Source organism: Shewanella avicenniae, assembly GCF_017354945.1.
GTDB lineage: Bacteria > Pseudomonadota > Gammaproteobacteria > Enterobacterales > Shewanellaceae > Shewanella > Shewanella avicenniae.
The window spans coordinates 3,994,935-4,010,266 of the sequence record NZ_CP071503.1; the positions used below are offsets into that span (position 1 = coordinate 3,994,935).

Annotated in this window: 17 protein-coding genes; 4 read left to right on the forward strand and 13 right to left on the reverse strand. The window is 50.7% G+C overall.

The window, feature by feature from the left end; translation table 11 throughout:
- Nucleotides 1-2: 2 nt before the first annotated feature.
- Genes gspJ through gspC form a run of 8 tightly spaced genes read right to left on the reverse strand, consistent with a single transcriptional unit; the run spans nt 3 to nt 7,902 of the window.
- The gene (gene gspJ / locus JYB87_RS17670) at nt 3-722 is read right to left on the reverse strand and encodes a type II secretion system minor pseudopilin GspJ (protein WP_207354731.1); all 720 of its coding nucleotides are present in this window, start codon (nt 720-722) and stop codon (nt 3-5) included.
- The gene (gspI, locus tag JYB87_RS17675) at nt 703-1,071 is read right to left on the reverse strand and encodes a type II secretion system minor pseudopilin GspI (RefSeq protein WP_207354732.1); all 369 of its coding nucleotides are present in this window, start codon (nt 1,069-1,071) and stop codon (nt 703-705) included. The genes gspJ and gspI overlap by 20 nt, the downstream gene beginning before the upstream one ends.
- Nucleotides 1,058-1,633 (reverse strand): type II secretion system minor pseudopilin GspH, encoded by a 576-nt coding sequence (gspH, locus tag JYB87_RS17680; protein WP_207354733.1) that lies wholly within the window; start codon nt 1,631-1,633, stop codon nt 1,058-1,060. Before gspH ends, gspI begins: the two co-directional genes overlap by 14 nt.
- Entirely contained in the window at nt 1,633-2,067 is a 435-nt protein-coding gene (gene gspG / locus JYB87_RS17685; RefSeq protein WP_207354734.1) for a type II secretion system major pseudopilin GspG, read from the reverse strand. The genes gspH and gspG overlap by 1 nt, the downstream gene beginning before the upstream one ends.
- 37 nt (nt 2,068-2,104) lie before the next feature.
- Complete coding sequence (gspF, locus tag JYB87_RS17690) at nt 2,105-3,328, reverse strand: type II secretion system inner membrane protein GspF (protein ID WP_207354735.1); 1,224 nt, start codon at nt 3,326-3,328, stop codon at nt 2,105-2,107.
- Nucleotides 3,329-3,331: 3 nt separating this feature from the next.
- Nucleotides 3,332-4,900 (reverse strand): type II secretion system ATPase GspE, encoded by a 1,569-nt coding sequence (gene gspE, locus JYB87_RS17695; RefSeq protein ID WP_207356759.1) that lies wholly within the window; start codon nt 4,898-4,900, stop codon nt 3,332-3,334.
- 4 nt (nt 4,901-4,904) lie between these two features.
- Nucleotides 4,905-6,992 (reverse strand): type II secretion system secretin GspD, encoded by a 2,088-nt coding sequence (gene gspD, locus JYB87_RS17700; protein WP_207354736.1) that lies wholly within the window; start codon nt 6,990-6,992, stop codon nt 4,905-4,907.
- Between the two features lie 25 nt (nt 6,993-7,017).
- Nucleotides 7,018-7,902: a type II secretion system protein GspC gene (gene gspC, locus JYB87_RS17705; RefSeq protein WP_207354737.1), complete on the reverse strand. Its 885-nt coding sequence runs from the start codon at nt 7,900-7,902 to the stop codon at nt 7,018-7,020.
- Between the two features lie 262 nt (nt 7,903-8,164).
- On the opposite strand from gspC, the gene hslR reads away from it, so the two are divergent.
- The gene (gene hslR / locus JYB87_RS17710; RefSeq protein WP_207354738.1) at nt 8,165-8,566 is read left to right on the forward strand and encodes a ribosome-associated heat shock protein Hsp15; all 402 of its coding nucleotides are present in this window, start codon (nt 8,165-8,167) and stop codon (nt 8,564-8,566) included.
- Nucleotides 8,567-8,578: 12 nt separating this feature from the next.
- Nucleotides 8,579-9,442, forward strand: a complete 864-nt coding sequence (hslO, locus tag JYB87_RS17715) for an Hsp33 family molecular chaperone HslO (RefSeq protein WP_207354739.1) — start codon at nt 8,579-8,581, stop codon at nt 9,440-9,442.
- 84 nt (nt 9,443-9,526) lie between these two features.
- Here hslO and rpoH read toward each other — a convergent pair whose 3' ends face one another.
- The 4 genes from rpoH to ftsY all read right to left on the reverse strand — a co-directional run bounded on the left by rpoH (nt 9,527) and on the right by ftsY (nt 13,836).
- A complete protein-coding gene (rpoH, locus tag JYB87_RS17720) occupies nt 9,527-10,387 on the reverse strand; it encodes an RNA polymerase sigma factor RpoH (RefSeq protein WP_207354740.1) in 861 nt (286 codons plus the stop codon).
- A 204-nt stretch (nt 10,388-10,591) separates the two neighbouring features.
- Nucleotides 10,592-11,557: a permease-like cell division protein FtsX gene (gene ftsX, locus JYB87_RS17725; protein ID WP_207354741.1), complete on the reverse strand. Its 966-nt coding sequence runs from the start codon at nt 11,555-11,557 to the stop codon at nt 10,592-10,594.
- A 10-nt stretch (nt 11,558-11,567) separates the two neighbouring features.
- The gene (gene ftsE, locus JYB87_RS17730) at nt 11,568-12,251 is read right to left on the reverse strand and encodes a cell division ATP-binding protein FtsE (protein ID WP_207354742.1); all 684 of its coding nucleotides are present in this window, start codon (nt 12,249-12,251) and stop codon (nt 11,568-11,570) included.
- Nucleotide 12,252: 1 nt separating this feature from the next.
- Entirely contained in the window at nt 12,253-13,836 is a 1,584-nt protein-coding gene (gene ftsY / locus JYB87_RS17735; RefSeq protein WP_207354743.1) for a signal recognition particle-docking protein FtsY, read from the reverse strand.
- A 256-nt stretch (nt 13,837-14,092) separates the two neighbouring features.
- Here ftsY and rsmD point away from each other — a divergent pair, with 256 nt between their 5' ends.
- Entirely contained in the window at nt 14,093-14,683 is a 591-nt protein-coding gene (gene rsmD / locus JYB87_RS17740; protein WP_207354744.1) for a 16S rRNA (guanine(966)-N(2))-methyltransferase RsmD, read from the forward strand.
- A complete protein-coding gene (locus JYB87_RS17745) occupies nt 14,677-14,964 on the forward strand; it encodes a DUF1145 domain-containing protein (RefSeq protein ID WP_207354745.1) in 288 nt (95 codons plus the stop codon). The genes rsmD and JYB87_RS17745 overlap by 7 nt, the downstream gene beginning before the upstream one ends.
- A gap of 18 nt (nt 14,965-14,982) precedes the next feature.
- On the opposite strand, the gene JYB87_RS17750 is transcribed toward JYB87_RS17745, so the two are convergent.
- Complete coding sequence (locus tag JYB87_RS17750) at nt 14,983-15,330, reverse strand: DUF4870 domain-containing protein (RefSeq protein ID WP_228729905.1); 348 nt, start codon at nt 15,328-15,330, stop codon at nt 14,983-14,985.
- Nucleotides 15,331-15,332 lie beyond the last annotated feature (2 nt).

A 15,332-nucleotide genomic window follows, 5' to 3' on the forward strand; every position in this document is an offset into this window, starting at 1 on the left:
CATTAATCCTCTGGACTACGGCGTTCTTCATCGCCGCCGTCGCTCTCAGGCTGGTCCGCTTTTTCAGTAGCCGTGTCATCAGTGTTTGGCCCTTGCTGCTCTTCGGTGGTGACCGTCGCCGCGCCTCTTGGCAACAGGAACTTACGCATGATCACACCACGATCTTGCAGCTCAACTTCAATGGACACCGCGTCAGGCAACTTGTCGTATGAACCACCTTGCTGCCATTTACCGTCAATATTGAAGGCATATTTCACCGACAACACTTTGTCCATCAGCACAGTTTTAATTGGCTCGGCACCTTGCTCTGGCTCGGGATAGGGATAAAACCAGCGCTGCAGTTGGCCTTCTTTCACCACGTACGCCACGCTTTGCAGACTTCCACGTGGCAATATGCCGCCCGGATTGAGCCAGCCAAGGCGAAAGAACACAATCGCTTCTGACTCTGAATCCAACATCTCTTTACCAGATTGGATGACGGTTGTTGCCCTGCCACCCTGTGCAGTTCGCGGCTTGCGCGCCACCATCTGACCAATATCTCGCTCAATTGCCCCAAAGCCCTGCTGCAGATTTTTTAACTGCTGCGCAAAGTCTTGGGTCACTTCATCATCTTTAATCACAGTTTGCAGCACGGCGTTGGCCGCCAGCCCCAACATGGCGAAGATGCCGATGGCGACTAACATCTCCAGCAGTGTGAAACCACTATTCCTGCTTGAAGACATAACTGCTTACCTTGGTAATCACACGCTTAAATTTGTCGCTATCACTCACACTGATACGGATCATGCGGAAATTATCATCGGTGGTTTTGACCACCTCACGCTTCCAATACCAGGTTTTTCCGGCCATCTCTTCTTCGCCGGTGTTACTGCCCAGCGGTGGAAATTGTCCAGTAAGGCGTGCATCGACCATTTGGTTATCCGCCACCCATTGGGCAATGGTGCGCTCCTCAAGGATCGGCATATTGGCCATCTGATCCCCGAGACTTTTGGTAATGGCCACCGCAGCCACGGCAAAAATTGCCATTGCTACCATGACTTCGAGCAGAGTCATACCCTTAACTGAGTTCATCAAATTCCCCCAGCACCATGCGCCCAAGGCTGTTACCGCTCACCAGTTTTTCCAGCGGTAAACCTTCATCGCCTGCGGCGATAAAACGCAGTTTAAAACCGGTCATCTCTCCACTCGGCAGCAGCATAATTTGCGGCTCAGGAAACTTCTTGCGCTCGGCAGCATCGGCCTCGATAAAGGGTTCACCAAACCATGATTGCTGCTGTTCATCTTGCTCAAGCGGTAACCCTTCCACTTCTAAGTCGGTGACAATGCCCGCTGGCAGTTGTCGCTCCGACAACAGGTTGTCCTGTTCGATAGGGCGCCACTTGCCCTCTTTCAGCATCACGTAGTGGTACTTTTGCTCTTCCACCACAATGCCAAAGAAGCCGCCACTTAACACCGCTTCATCCTGCAGTGCTTCGGTGGTTGCCATAAAACGTTGTGCTTCGCGGTTCAGTACTTGTTGCTGACCGCCGCTGCCGATAGAAAGCGTGACGGCAGCTGCCATCAATCCCATCAGCAGCACGACCAGCATCACTTCCAGCAGGGTAAAGCCTTGCTGCCGCTGAGCCTTTTTCATTACTGGAAGTTCTGCAGGTTCCAGTTGCCAATGTCATCTTCGGTGCCTGCTTGGCCATCTGGGCCAGCAGTGAAGACGTCAATCTTGCCGTGCTCACCAGGGCTTAACATCAGGTACTCATTGCCCCACGGATCTTGTGGTAAACGCTTGATGTAACCGCCATCACGGTAGTTACGTGGCTCAGGTGAAGAGGTCGGCTTTTGCACTAATGCATCCAACCCTTGTTCTGTGGTTGGGTATTTGCTGTTGTCCAACTTGTACATGTCGAGCTGGTTTTCCAGCGACACGATATCGGAAACCGCTTTTTGTTGATCGGCTTTCTCTTTGTTACCCATAATGTTAGGCACGACCAGTGCGGCCAACATACCCAAAATCACGATCACCACCATGATTTCCAGCAGGGTAAAACCTTGTTGTCTGTTATTGCGTTGCATTGACTTCCTCCAAAAAACGTCAGTGGCACGAATGCCCTTAGCCACTGACCATATTGTTGAGCGCCAGAATAGGCTGCAAAATTGCCATCACGATAAACAGTACAACCACCGCCATACTGACCACCAATGCTGGCTCAAATACCCCGAGCGCTAAATTCACGTGAGATTCAAATTCGCGGTCTTGGTTATCAGCTGCTCGCTCTAGCATCTGCTCCAACTCACCACTCTTTTCGCCAGAGGCGATCATATACAGCATCATAGGTGGAAACAGCTTGGTGTTGGTCAGCGCCGCCCCAAGACTGGTTCCTTCACGCACGCGAGCCGTTGCTTCGGCCACCGCGTCACGCACTTTAACATTCAGCATCACTTCACTGGCGATTCGCATCCCTTCAAGCAATGGCACCGAGCTGGCCGAAAGAATACTCAAGGTACGGGCAAACCGCGCTGTGTTAAGACCACGACTCACGCGACCAACCACAGGCACTTTCAGCAGGAAGGTATGATATTTCATCAGGAATTCTGGCCGCGCCAGCAGCCGTTGAAACACCACCGCAAAGAGCACGATGGCCGCCACCACAAATAGGCCGTAGTTTTGTAGAAATTCAGAAACACTAATCAGCGCCAGTGTTGTGCCCGGCAGCTCCTGTCCCATATGTTGGAACTGACTGACCACTTTTGGCACCACCGCGGTGAGCAACACAGATACAACCCCGATGGCAACCAAGGTCAGCACCGTTGGGTAGATCATTGCCTGCATCAATTTACTTTTCAGCTGTTGGCGCCGCTCGGTGTAATCGGCGAGACGATTGAGCACCACTTCCAAGTGACCTGATTTTTCTCCCGACGCCACCATGGCGCGGTATAAATCATCAAACACATGCGGAAATTCGGCCATCGAGTCAGCCAATGAGTAACCTTCAACAACCCGTGAACGTACCGCCATCACCATAGAAGCCAGCCGATCTTTTTCGCACTGCTGGCCAACCGCTTTTAACGCTTCTTCAACCGGCAAACCTGAGGCAATCAAGGTCGCCAACTGACGAGTGATCAGCGCTAACTCGGCGACCGAGATACGGCGACGGCGAGTGAAGAAATTGGCCGATGCGGCTTTTTTCTCTTTCTCGGTCACTTGTTTGATGTCGAGCGGGATCAGCCGTTGCTCGCGCAACTGGCTACGCGCATGCCGTGGAGTATCAGCTTCGATGACCCCTTTGACCTGTTTGCCCGCACTGTTGAGGGCTTTATAGTCAAATGCTGCCATGAATTACTCCTCGCGGGTGACCCGCAATACCTCTTCGAGCGTCGTCACACCGGCCAACACTTTTTGCATGCCGTCGTGGCGGATACTTGGCGAAATGCCACGCATATATTTCTCGATCGCTAATTCACCTTTACCACTGTGGATCAGCTCACGCACTTTTTCATCCACCAACAGCAGTTCGTGGATCCCAGTACGACCGCGATAACCGTTGTGACCGCATTTTTTACAGCCAACTGCCCGGTAGATCTTCACATCATCTCGGTCTTTCTTGTCCACACCCAGCAGCTGGCATTCCTGCTTACTTGGTTCATGCGCTTCTTTACAGTCATCGCACAAGGTGCGCACTAAACGCTGCGCCAACACGCCCAGCAAACTTGAAGAAACGAGGAATGGTTCAACCCCCATATCTTGCAGACGGGTAATTGCGCCCGAAGCGGTATTGGTGTGCAGCGTAGACAATACTAAGTGGCCAGTCAGCGAGGCTTGCACCGCGATATGGGCGGTTTCTAAGTCACGGATCTCACCAATCATCACCACATCCGGGTCTTGACGCAAAATCGCGCGCAAGCCTCGGGCAAAGGTCATGTCCACTTTGGTGTTCACTTGAGTTTGGCCAATCCCTTCGATTTCATATTCGATAGGATCTTCTACCGTCAGGATATTGATATCCTTGTGGTTAATATCGGTTAGGCCCGCATAAAGCGTGGTACTTTTCCCGGAACCGGTCGGACCGGTCACCAAAATAATGCCGTGGGGTTTGCGGATCAACTGTTCAAACTGCACTTCAATCGCTTTGGTCATCCCCAACTGCACTAAGTCGAGGTTACCGGCGTTTTTATCGAGCAGACGCAATACTACCCGTTCACCGTGGCTTGATGGCATGGTCGATACCCGCACATCCACCGCCCGTCCACCGATACGCAGCGAAATACGACCATCTTGAGGAACGCGTTTTTCGGCGATATCAAGCCGTGCCATTACCTTGATCCGCGACACCAACAAAGACGACAGCTTGCGATTTGGTTTCAATACTTCACGCAGTACACCATCGACACGGAAGCGCACCACGAGTTGCTTCTCGTAGGTTTCGATATGGATATCTGACGCTTCTTCTTTGATCGCTTCCGACAACAAGGCGTTGATCAAGCGAATGATTGGCGCGTCGTCGTCACCTTCCAATAGATCTTCTGTCTGTGGTAGCTCTTCAGCAAGGGTGAACAAGTCCATCTCATTGCCGATATCTTCCATCAGCTGTTGCGCTTCAGAAGAGTTGCTTTGATAGGTTTGAGTTAATTTGGCTTCAAACTGCGCTTCTTCAATTTTGATCAGCTTCAGCTCTTTCGCTGCGTAGCGTTTCGCTTCAAGCAGCGCGCTAATATCGGCGCGTGCGGTGTAAAACAGCGCCAGATCCTCGCCGTCATCGGCAATTAATACGCCATGACGATGGGCAAAGGCAAACGGCAAGCGCTCGCGATTGCCAGCGTACAGTTCATCCGCTTCAACCTCAGTCGCGATACCTAGCTCATCGCTAACCTGAGCCAAGGCTTCATTGCTGGTTTCAAGCTCACTCATAGCGTCAGTCATTGCCTTCTTGCTTGTTAGTGCCTACCCCTTCGCCACGCTTATAGCGTTCCAGAATTTCATTCACTTCTGGCGAGAAGTTGTTAGGGTCCATTTCGTCCAGCACAGGGACATTGGTATCAGGCATCAGATTCACGCCACGCTCAGCTTGTTGCAGCTGCAAGGCGCGGAAGTAGTTGTATTTACGGCCGGCAATACCTTCCATAGTGACCCCATCACGCACGATGGTCGGGCGGATGAAAATCATCAGGTTACGTTTGGTCTTGCGGCTGTTCGATGAGCGGAACAGTTGCCCAATCACCGGAATATCGCCCAGCAATGGCACCTTCTGTACGCTTTCTTGCACTTCTTCGTTGATCAACCCGCCCAGTACCACAATTTGGCCAGAGTCAGCCATCACAGTGGTGGTCAAACGGCGAGTGGCAAAGGTCACGTCAACACTGGTGTTGCCGTTGACGTTCGACACTTCTTGTTCGATGTTCAGCTTAACAGCGTTACCTTCGTTGATCTGTGGTACCACTTTTAGCTTCACACCCACTTCTTTGCGTTCAACGGTTTGGAATGGGTTGCTGTTGCCGTTTTGCGAGTTTTGCGAACCGGTCAAAACCGGCACTTCGTCACCGACAATAAATGAGGCTTCTTGGTTATCCAGCGTGGTAATCGAAGGGGTTGCCAATACGTTGGAGTTGGTATCGGTTGCCACCGCTTGCAGCAGTGCGGCAAAGTCACCAGACACAACGCCTAAAGCAGCACCACTGACATTGCCTAATGCTGAAGCAAGGTTAGTCACGTCGCCATCAATTGTCGGGTTGGTGGTTGTCACTGGGTTACCATTGCTATCAATGGTTGTCACCGAGTTACCATCTTCGCTACGCGCACTCCACACACCGGCGCCAATTTCACCGATGGTTGAGCCCACGTTATTAAACTGTGTCATCGCGCCAGACAGTGAGCCCATCTGTACGCCTAAACCTATGCTGTCACCCTCGGCCACTTCAACGATGATGGCTTCCACCAAGACCTGTGCGCGACGAATATCCAGCTGGTTAATCACATCTTCCAGAGTGCGCATCTGATCAGGCTCAGCATTCAACACCAAGGAGTTGGTTTCTTCATGGGCCATGACGGTGATTTCATTGCGACGTTTCGCCGTTGAACCACCCGCAGCACCGGCGGTTGCCGTGCCATTGGCTTTATCTTCTAACTGCTTAGCAAAGCCGGTTAATACTTCAACCAAATCTTTTGCTTTAGCGTATTTCAGGTAACGCACTTTGGTGTTGCCGCTGCTGGCTTGCTCGGCATCCAAACGGTTAATTAACTCAACAGCGCGTTCACGGCTACGAGGGTCACCACTGACAACGACCGAGTTAGTACGCTCATCGGCGACCACTTTTGGCGCTTGGCCCGGCAGCTGTTGTTGGTTGGCGCTATTGCGGTATAGGTTATCAACAATACGCACAATCTCACCGGCTGAGGCATAGTTCAGCTTCACAACGGTGACATCGACATCGCCTTGTTTATCGACTTGCTTGACGATCTCAACCAGTTTGTTCACTACGGCTGCGCGGCCAGTAATCATCAGCACGTTTGATGGATCGTAGTTAACAACGTTGCCGCCACCGGCGTTATCGTTCAACTGACGCAGTAACGGCGCGAGCTGCTTAGCTTCGGTGTTATACAAGGCAACAATACGAGTCACCATTTCATCACCAAGGCCTGGGGTGCTGTCATCAGCCACGCGAATGTTGGCTACTTTGGCGTCTTTATCTTTCACCACTTTGATGACGTTGTTATCCATTTCAACAACGGCATAGCCATAGACCTGCAGTACGTTTAAGAAAAACTGGTAATACTGCTCATCGTTCAACATGTCATAGCTGCGCACATTGATTTTGCCGCGAATGGTTGGATCAACGATGATGGTCTTGTTCAGGTTTTTACCAACAATATTGATAAATTCCTGAATCTCTGTGCCTTTAAAATTGGCGGCGTACTGTTCAGCCCAAAGCGGTTGTTGGACCAGCATTGCTGCCGAGGCCACGAGACCGGCTATCAGCTTGGAACGAATGCGCTTGTTGTTCATTATGCAACTTCCCCTAAATTCTGCGTCACTGTGGCAAACTGAGTGAAATTTCAGTGAGCTGACCTTCACGTTCAACCATGACAGAAATCTCTGTCAGCTCTGCTAATTGCCCCATAACCTCTAATGCCTGAGATGCATCGGTCAGATCGTAACCGTTGATAGATTTGGCAAGATCATTGGCTTTGAAACCGGCGGTACTAAATGCGGCCGCATTTTTGCCGGGATTGAGTCGGTAGCCCACCAGTTCGCCATCTTGCTGCACAGGTGATACCGCAATGTAGTCACTTAACTTATCTGGATTGGCCAACACTTCATCACGCAAGACGGCAGCGTCTTCTGGTGTCGCCCTCACATCCGCCTTAGCTTGCGCCAGATGGCTATTGGCGTCTTCACCTGCGGTAAATTCCAAACCATCCAACATCAGGGTTTCGTAACGCCCGTTGTTGGTGATGATGATGCGGTCGGCATAGACCTCTTTCAGCGATGCTGATGTGCCTTTAATTTTGTCACCCAAGCCGTAGGTTTCTTGCGAACCAGCAGATTGGATCACCGCCACACCGCGCTGTTCAGCGGTAGACGCGACAACACCGGTTAACAGAATAGACAGTGAAGTTTTAGGTGCATCGGTGATTAACACCGGCGCTTGATTGGCACGTTGCGTTGCAGCAGCATCCGCTTTACCAAACAAGCCAAGATTCTTGATCGTAGCAATATCTATCACACTGCCTTGAGTCACACTCACAGGTGAGGGTTGCCACTGAGTTGCGGTAGGCGACGCAGGAATGGCTTTCCAGGTCACTTGGGCTGCCAGATATAAGGCGAGAATCAACAACAGCCAAAACACCAGATTACTGGCTTGCCGCGCTGGAACTCTGCTGGCTTGTGCAATCGCTTTATCGAGTAAGTCCATATTCCCTGCAGCCTGAAATCAGGCAATTATCGTTATTTTAGTAATTTACAAACAAACCTGCGCCATGCTACCCCATCACACGCAGTGGCAACAAGTGTATAACCTGTTTGCAATTGGCTAAATTTGGCCAATTATGCTACCTTTGCGCGCTAAATAAGGGTGTGATGTGCCCCACTGTTTGACTTGCGTAAACGCTTAAGTTCATAAGCTTTTCGCAACTATGTGAACTTATGCCTCTTTTGACTAATTCAGGAGTTTCGTCATGGTGAACCAAGCTCACCAAAGCGAAGAAGCGGTCCGTCTCGACAAATGGCTTTGGGCTGCTCGCTTTTATAAAACCCGAGCACTCGCGAAAGAGATGGTCAACGCTGGCAAGGTGCACTACAACGGTCAACGTGCTAAGTGCAGTAAAACAGCTGAAGTCGGCGCGCGCATTAAATTACGTCAGGGATATGACGAAAAAGAGATAGTGATCAAAAAAATTTCCGGTATTCGCCAAAGTGCCACGGTCGCTCAGTCGCTTTATGAGGAAACGCCCGAGAGCATTAACAAGCGCGAAGCCAATGCAGAGGCGCGACGCCTGAACATACTGCAAAACCCATCACCCGATGGAAAACCAGATAAGAAGCAGCGGCGTCAGTTGCTGCGAATTAAAGATTATTGATGTGAGACGTAAATGACTAAAGATTCGCTTTATCGCTATCTGTTCGACAATGTCGATGTACGCGGTGAATTAGTACAACTTGAACAATGTTATCAACAGATCGTCACGGCGCACCAATATCCGCTGCGCTTGCAACTGCTGCTGGGTGAACTGTTGGCCGCCACCTCACTGTTAACCGCGACGTTGAAATTTAACGGTGATATCAGCGTACAACTGCAAAGCCAGGGGCCAGTATCGTTGGCGGTAATTAACGGTAACAATCAGCAGCAATTGCGCGGTGTTGCCCGTTGGAACCAAGAGATTGCCGACGATGCGTCGCTGAGCGACATGTTTCCGAACGGCTACATGGTCATTACCCTCACTCCAGTGAAGGGCGATCGCTATCAAGGTGTAGTGGCGCTGGACAAAGACTCTATCGCCGCCTGTTTAGAAAGCTATTTTGCGCAATCAGAGCAGTTGCCAACCGGCATTTGGCTGTTCGCCGATGGCAAACAAGCAGCTGGAATGTTGCTACAAGTACTGCCGGGCGAAGCCACTGAAACCGGTGAATTTGACCACCTGCAACAGTTAACGGCCACCATTACCGCCGATGAATTGTTCGGTCTGCCCGCTGAGCAAGTGCTGCACCGTTTGTATCATCAAGAGCAAGTGCGCTTGTTTGACCCGATTGCGGTGAGTTTTAAATGTACCTGTTCTCGCGAGCGCAGTGCCGCCGCCATCATCACCCTGCCAAAAGCAGAAGTGGATGACATTATTGCCGAACGAGGCGCAGTGGAAATGGGCTGTGAGTTCTGTAATAACCTTTACAGCTTTGATGCCGTGGATATTGACGCCTTGTTTAAAGACGCAGGCAGTGCACCTACACGGCAGCAATAAGCGCGGTAATGGCGTTAGCCCGCTAAAACAAAAACACCCGCAATTGTGCGGGTGTTTTTCTATCAATTTAATGCTGCGTTGACATTATGCTTCCATGCAGGCTTTGAGTTTATTCATCGCGTTCTTTTCTAACTGACGAATACGCTCTGCAGATACTTGATAGGTATCGGCCAGCTCTTGCAGGGTGATTTTGTTATCTTCATCTAACCAACGCGCACGCAGAATATGTTGGCTGCGTTCATCCAAGGTTTTAATAGCTGATAACAATCGGGATTGCGCGTTGGCTTCCCAGTTGTCATGTTCAACTTGTGCAGCAACATCTGACGAGTGGTCCTCAAGATACAATGCCGGTGCAAAGTCGCCATCATCGTCACTGTCGCTAGACATATCAAACGCGGCATCTTGTGCGGCCATGCGTGATTCCATCTCAGTGACATCCTCTTTGGATACCCCAAGATTTTCAGCCACCATGGAGACTTCTTCGTCGCTAAACCAACCAAGACGCTGCTTTGCTTTACGCAGATTAAAGAACAGTTTGCGTTGTGCTTTGGTGGTTGCCACTTTCACGATACGCCAGTTTTTCAACACGTATTCGTGAATTTCAGCTTTAATCCAATGTACCGCAAAAGACACCAAACGTACGCCGACATTTGGATCGAAGCGTTTTACCGCTTTCATCAAACCGATATTGCCTTCTTGAATTAAGTCGGCCTGTGGCAATCCATAACCTGAATAACCACGCGCAATGTGCACGACAAAACGAAGGTGCGACATAATGAGCTGCTTAGCTGCCTGCAGGTCACCTGTTTCCTGCAAACGCTTAGCCAGCGCATATTCTTCTTCGGCTTCCAACATTTTGATGTTGTTTACCGAATGAATATAGGCCTCGAGGCTATGGCTTCCCTGAGGAACCATCAAAGCCATTGATTGCGTTTGTTCAGTCATACACGCTCCCATTTCATTTACCGCAAACCCGCAGCAGAATTCCGCGGGGTTTTGGCACTATCAATGAATTGACATGATATGTCAACCATCGCTACTGCCCAGACACTATTTTCGTCCCGTCAGTAAGACATTTCAAGTGAACATTAGTTCATAGATTCATCAACTGATGGAGTGCTGCAGTCTTCAGCCAAATGCGATTAAGCATCAACTCGGCTCAATCGCTCGCAGATGATGGCGCACTGAAATAAATGAGCCCAACCAACCAAGGAATGAAGCAATCAACACCATGTCGAGCAGCTCGGCGAATGACAAACCTTTCAGGTGCAGATTACTGCCATAAAGCCCCAACAGATGGGTTAAGGCACCATCGAGATACCACACTAAGATATTGATAATCAGCCACGCCAACATGCCACCCACAACCCCATACCAGATACCGGTATAGAGAAACGGCCGCTGAATGAAAGCCTCAGTCGCCCCCACTAACTTCATCACTTCAATTTCGCTGCGGCGATTCATAATCGCGAGGCGAATGGTGTTACCAATGATCAGCACCACCGCCAACACCAGCAGCGCACCAATGGCAATCACGGTGCGCTCCAGCACATGCACCAATGCTTGCAGTCGTTCGAGCCACTCAATATCAAGTCGCCCAAAGCTGACCTCTGGCTCATGTTCCAACTTGGCGAGGAGTTCTCGCGCACCTTGCGGCGTAGAGTAACGTTCGGTGGGGAATACAGTGACGACGGCAGGCAGCGGGTTTTCATCGAGGTAATCAATCGCATCACCAAAGCCTGACAGCTTACGAAACTCATCTAATGCCTGCTCTTTCGAGATAAAGCGCACATCGTCGATTTCGGGGTACACCTTAATCCGAGCGATCAAGCTTTGAATGCTTTTATCTGAACGCGGGCCATCGATAAACAGCGAGATTTGCGCGGCGCTATCCCACGACTGAGTTATGGTTTCGGCGTTTTTCACCATCACTTGTAATGCTGCGGGCAGGCTCAAACTGACACCGAGCACCGCCATGGTCATAATCGATGACACAGGGCTGCGCCACAACTCGCCGAGCGATGCCATGGCATGCTGCAGATGGCGAATGAAGAACATCACAATGCGGCCAGAAATCGGTAATTTACTGCGGGTTAAAGATGCGCTAGTTGCCATGCATTGCCCCTCAGTTCACTGGCATGGCGACATCAGATTCGCCACCTATCATACGACCTTGACGCAAAGTCAGAGTGCGATACTTCATCCGCGCAATCAACCCGAGATCATGGGTCGCAATTAACACGCTAGTGCCTGCATCATTAAAGGTTTCGAACAATCTCAGAATGTCCATCGACAATTTGGGGTCGAGGTTACCGGTGGGCTCATCCGCCAGCAGCAGCGCAGGTTTGTTCACAATTGCGCGAGCAATCCCCACCCGTTGTTGCTCACCACCAGACAACATAATCGGGTTGTGACGTTCTTTGCCGAACAAACCCACCATGTCCAGTGCAGCGGCAACCCGTTTACGGATTTCGCCGAGAGTAAACCCTTCAATCACTAACGGCAGCGCCACGTTGTCGAATACGCTGCGATCCATCAGCAGATGATGGTTTTGGAAAATCATGCCGATTTCTCGGCGCAAGTACGGCACATGGCCACGCTTGATATCGGCAATGTCATGACCGCCGATAAACACGCGGCCGGCACTAGCACGTTCAATCACGGTAATTAATTTGAGCAGGGTACTTTTCCCGGCGCCTGAGTGACCGGTTAAAAATGCCATTTCGCCTTTGCGAAGATGGAAGTTCACCTCGGTCAGCGCTTTCTGACCACCGGGATAGATTTTACTGACCTGCTCAAATCGAATCATATTAACTGTCCGTTTTTTCCTGGCTGAACAGGGCATCGATAAAGTCTTTGGCGACAAAGGTACGCAGATCATCAATCTGCTCTCCAACGCCGATGTGACGAATAGGAATACCAAATTTATCGGCAATCGCAAAGATCACCCCGCCTTTGGCAGTACCATCTAACTTACTGATTGTAATCCCTGTTACACCCACGGCTTCGTTAAACAGTTGTGCTTGGCTAATGGCGTTTTGGCCAGTGCTGGCATCCAAAGTCAGCATCACTTCATGCGGTGCATTCGGGTCGAGTTTCTTCATCACCCGCACCACTTTTTTCAGCTCTTCCATCAAGTGCGATTTGTTTTGCAGACGCCCCGCCGTATCGGCGATCAACACATCAACACCGCGCGCTTTGGCAGCTTGCAGTGCATCGAACAAAACTGAGGCGCTGTCTGCACCAGTATGCTGGGCAATTACCGGAATATTGTTACGTTGCCCCCACACTTGCAGCTGTTCCACCGCCGCCGCACGGAAAGTATCACCCGCCGCCAACATCACGCTCTTACCTTCGCGTTGATACTGCTTCGCCAGTTTACCAATAGTGGTGGTTTTACCCACACCGTTAACGCCAACCATCAGCAACACGAATGGGCCTTCGCTGTTTTCAGGAATGAGCGGCACACTGACGGGCTCGATCATCGCCAGCATTTCATCACGCATCAGGTCATATAAAGCTTCAGCATCTTTCAGTTGTTTGCGACTGGCATGTTCGGTCAAACGGTCGATCAGTTTGCGGGTGGTTTCAACGCCCACATCGGCGATCAACAGTTGCTCTTCTAGCTCTTCAAACAGGTCATCATCAATCTTTTTACCGCGGAACAACCCGATAAAGCCTGAGCCTATGTTTTCGCTAGTGCGCATCAAGCCACGCTTTAGGCGGGCAAACAGGCCTTCGCGTTTTGGTTTTTGTTGCGGCTCTGGCTGCGCTTCTGCTTCTGCTTCTGCTTCTGCTTCTGCTTCTGCTTCTGCTTCTGCTTCTGCTTCTGCTTCTGCTTCTGCTTCTGCTTCTGCTTCTGCTTCTGCTTCTGCTTCTGCTTCTGCTTCTGCTTCTGCTTCTGCTTCTGCTTCTGCTTCTGCTTCTGCTTCTGCTTCTGCTTCTGCTTCTGCTTCTGCTTCTGCTTCTGCTTCTGCTTCTGCTTCTGCTTCTGCTTCTGCAACAGTTGACTCTACTGCAGCAGCCTCTGCAAGGACTACCGGCGCTACTTCAGCAACTTCTGGCTCTGGCTCTGGCTCTGGCTCTGGCTCTGGCTCTGGCTCTGGCTCTGGCTCTGGCTCTGGCTCTGGCTCTGGCTCTGGCTCTGGCTCTGGCTCTGGCTCTGGCTCTGGCTCTGGCTCTGGCTCTGGCAGAGAATCCGCCACGGACGTGGTTTCAACAACCGTTTCTGCTACGGGTGTTATTTCAAGCTGCACTGCATCGTTCGCGTCAACGTTTACAGTGCTGTCAATGCTGGCATCGGTTGATGCCTGCTCAAGCGGTTGTGCTTCAGGAGTAGGCTCCTGCGCTTGCTTATCTTTGCGGAACCAGGAGAAAAAACCTTTCTTAGCCATTCGTTATCAATGCTCAATCGTAATGGGTGGTAACAGGCAGTCGAGCTGAGGTCAACTGCAAATCGGGCGGCTTGCCCAGTGTATTCATGCGCGCTGGCCGCTTTGCGCTTCGCGTTCTTTGGCGAGTTTGTTATAGAATAGCGGCGCTCGCTTTAGCACCGTGACACAGTAAGTAAAAACTGCTGCATTTTGACGGCGTTAAAATAATCGGCACAGTCTACCATTTTATTTGTTCTGGCAAAATCACGGGGGTCAAATGTCCAAAAATCGCCCAGGCAGCGGTCAAGTGCGTATTATTGCGGGGCAGTGGCGCTCGCGGCGCTTGCCCATCCATGATCTGGACGGATTACGCCCCACCACTGACCGAGTACGCGAAACCCTGTTCAATTGGTTGAGCGCTGACATTGCCGGTAGCCAAGTACTGGACTGTTTCGGCGGCAGTGGCGCATTGGCATTAGAAGCGCTATCACGCTACGCCGATTTTGCTCGGATTTATGAACTGCAAACCACGGCGGCAAAACAACTGCAGCAAAATCTGGCCACCTTGAAGTGCGACCATGCCGAGGTGCTAAATCGCGATGTGATTGCCGCACTGAGTCTGCCCGCCGACCGTCACTTTGATCTGGTGTTTATTGATCCGCCATTTCGTAAAGGCTTGGCGACACAAACCATTGACCAACTAGATAAAAACAATTGGCTTAACGAATTAGCGCTGATTTATGTGGAAGTCGAAAGCGAGTTAGGTGCACTGAACGTACCCGCAGGATGGGTACAGCTTAAAGAGAAATTGGCAGGACAAGTATGTTATCGCCTCTATCAACTGCAACGTGAGGCTGAATCATGCTGATTACTTTTGGAAAAATGCTTACCCTGCTGGCGTGGTGTTTGATGGGTTACAATCTGCTGCTACCGTTTGGCGGCAATATTTCGCTGATCCTCAATATCCTGCTCGGTGTCACTGTGATGATGCACCTGCTGCAAACCTTAATGTTTTATTCGGTGTTCAACAGTCTTTTGCCACTCAAGGGCAAGGATTATCTGCAAGCCTTTGTGTTTGGCGTGTTTGCCTTGCTGCAATATCGTAGGCAAGCGATGGCGAAGATCGCCGAGCAGCAATCTTCGCGTTAAACATCGCCCATCGGCACGCTAACGTAAAAAGCGGATGGCAAGGGGGTAATGAAACACCTTGCCTTCGCTCGCTTTAATGGCGGCGATGACGGTAACAATCAGGTTTAGCAGCCCCAAAAGCCCCAGTAATACAAAGCCCACCAGCACAAATGCCAACACAGCACTTATTGCGAAGTAAATCAGCATACTGATCTGAAAATTGAGGCAATTTTTGCCGCACGCTTCAATAAAAGACGAGTCTTCACGCTTCATCAAATACACAATGAGCGGCCCAAGCACATTGCCAAACGGGATCAGGTAGCCAGCAAAACTGGCGCAGTGTACCAGCACTCCCATATCACGTTCTTGCCGAGTGATTGTTTCCATTG

Bases quoted from the DNA above. Each gene is read 5' to 3' on its own strand.
- gspE (WP_207356759.1), bottom strand. From the start codon at position 4,900: ATGAGTGAGCTTGAAACCAGCAATGAAGCCTTGGCTCAGGTTAGCGAT.
- ftsE (WP_207354742.1), bottom strand. From the start codon at position 12,251: ATGATTCGATTTGAGCAGGTCAGTAAAATCTATCCCGGTGGTCAGAAA.
- gspF (WP_207354735.1), bottom strand. From the start codon at position 3,328: ATGGCAGCATTTGACTATAAAGCCCTCAACAGTGCGGGCAAACAGGTC.
- gspH (WP_207354733.1), bottom strand. From the start codon at position 1,633: ATGAAAAAGGCTCAGCGGCAGCAAGGCTTTACCCTGCTGGAAGTGATG.
- ftsY (WP_207354743.1), bottom strand. From the start codon at position 13,836: ATGGCTAAGAAAGGTTTTTTCTCCTGGTTCCGCAAAGATAAGCAAGCG.
- rsmD (WP_207354744.1), top strand. From the start codon at position 14,093: ATGTCCAAAAATCGCCCAGGCAGCGGTCAAGTGCGTATTATTGCGGGG.
- gspI (WP_207354732.1), bottom strand. From the start codon at position 1,071: ATGAACTCAGTTAAGGGTATGACTCTGCTCGAAGTCATGGTAGCAATG.
- rpoH (WP_207354740.1), bottom strand. From the start codon at position 10,387: ATGACTGAACAAACGCAATCAATGGCTTTGATGGTTCCTCAGGGAAGC.
- hslO (WP_207354739.1), top strand. From the start codon at position 8,579: ATGACTAAAGATTCGCTTTATCGCTATCTGTTCGACAATGTCGATGTA.
- gspJ (WP_207354731.1), bottom strand. From the start codon at position 722: ATGTCTTCAAGCAGGAATAGTGGTTTCACACTGCTGGAGATGTTAGTC.
- gspC (WP_207354737.1), bottom strand. From the start codon at position 7,902: ATGGACTTACTCGATAAAGCGATTGCACAAGCCAGCAGAGTTCCAGCG.
- JYB87_RS17745 (WP_207354745.1), top strand. From the start codon at position 14,677: ATGCTGATTACTTTTGGAAAAATGCTTACCCTGCTGGCGTGGTGTTTG.
- hslR (WP_207354738.1), top strand. From the start codon at position 8,165: ATGGTGAACCAAGCTCACCAAAGCGAAGAAGCGGTCCGTCTCGACAAA.
- ftsX (WP_207354741.1), bottom strand. From the start codon at position 11,557: ATGGCAACTAGCGCATCTTTAACCCGCAGTAAATTACCGATTTCTGGC.
- JYB87_RS17750 (WP_228729905.1), bottom strand. From the start codon at position 15,330: ATGGAAACAATCACTCGGCAAGAACGTGATATGGGAGTGCTGGTACAC.
- gspG (WP_207354734.1), bottom strand. From the start codon at position 2,067: ATGCAACGCAATAACAGACAACAAGGTTTTACCCTGCTGGAAATCATG.
- gspD (WP_207354736.1), bottom strand. From the start codon at position 6,992: ATGAACAACAAGCGCATTCGTTCCAAGCTGATAGCCGGTCTCGTGGCC.